Raw genomic sequence first — 643 nt, 5'->3', positions numbered from 1 at the left:
GGTGCAATTCACCCTCGGTAGCAGCAGGAAGAAACTGTCACCGCTATCAGGATGGACAAACCCGTAAGTATAGAGCCACTGGTAACGGGGATAATGATGCGCCTGTGGACGTTGACCGCATAGAGCCCAGGTTCGTCTGATAATGGTGTGTAAGCCTAAACGAGCTTCGTCTTCCGCCCACACTTCGATGCACTTGTCGGGATGCCAGTGTTGCAGACAGGCAACAAAGATCGCTAACTCCGATTGAAAACGCTGTTGCTCCTCCTTTGTCGCAGCCTGCTGATGCAGAGGACGAGGAACTTGCAGACTAAACCCCAATCGTTTCAAGTACTGCCACGCCGTGCTGGGGTGCAACCGGATGCCAAACTGCGCTTCGATATACTCACCGACTTTGGGAGCGGTCCATAACCCCTTATCATCTGGGGAAGATTGCAAGCGTTGATATAACTGTTGCTGCTGTTGAAGATTGAGTGCTAGAGGTTTACCGCCCGGTTTGAGTTGCTGCCGGTTGCGGAGTCCCTCACCCCCCTCGCGGTTATAGCGGTGGATCAGTTTGCGCACCCAATCTGGCGTGAACCCTGTTATCTCAGCAACTTGTTCTACCGTCATAGGCTGACTGGGATGGCTCATCAACCGAATTGCC

Annotated in this window: 1 protein-coding gene; it reads right to left on the bottom strand. The window is 53.2% G+C overall.

The genetic code is table 11. From position 1 onward, the window contains the following. Window positions 1–643: IS630 family transposase (locus ACR6Z4_RS32220; RefSeq protein ID WP_479721402.1), on the bottom strand; the 643-nt coding region annotated here is incomplete at both ends.

The organism is Calyptranema fuscum S582 (assembly GCF_055793305.1).
This window is presented reverse-complemented; position numbering and strand designations above follow the sequence as displayed.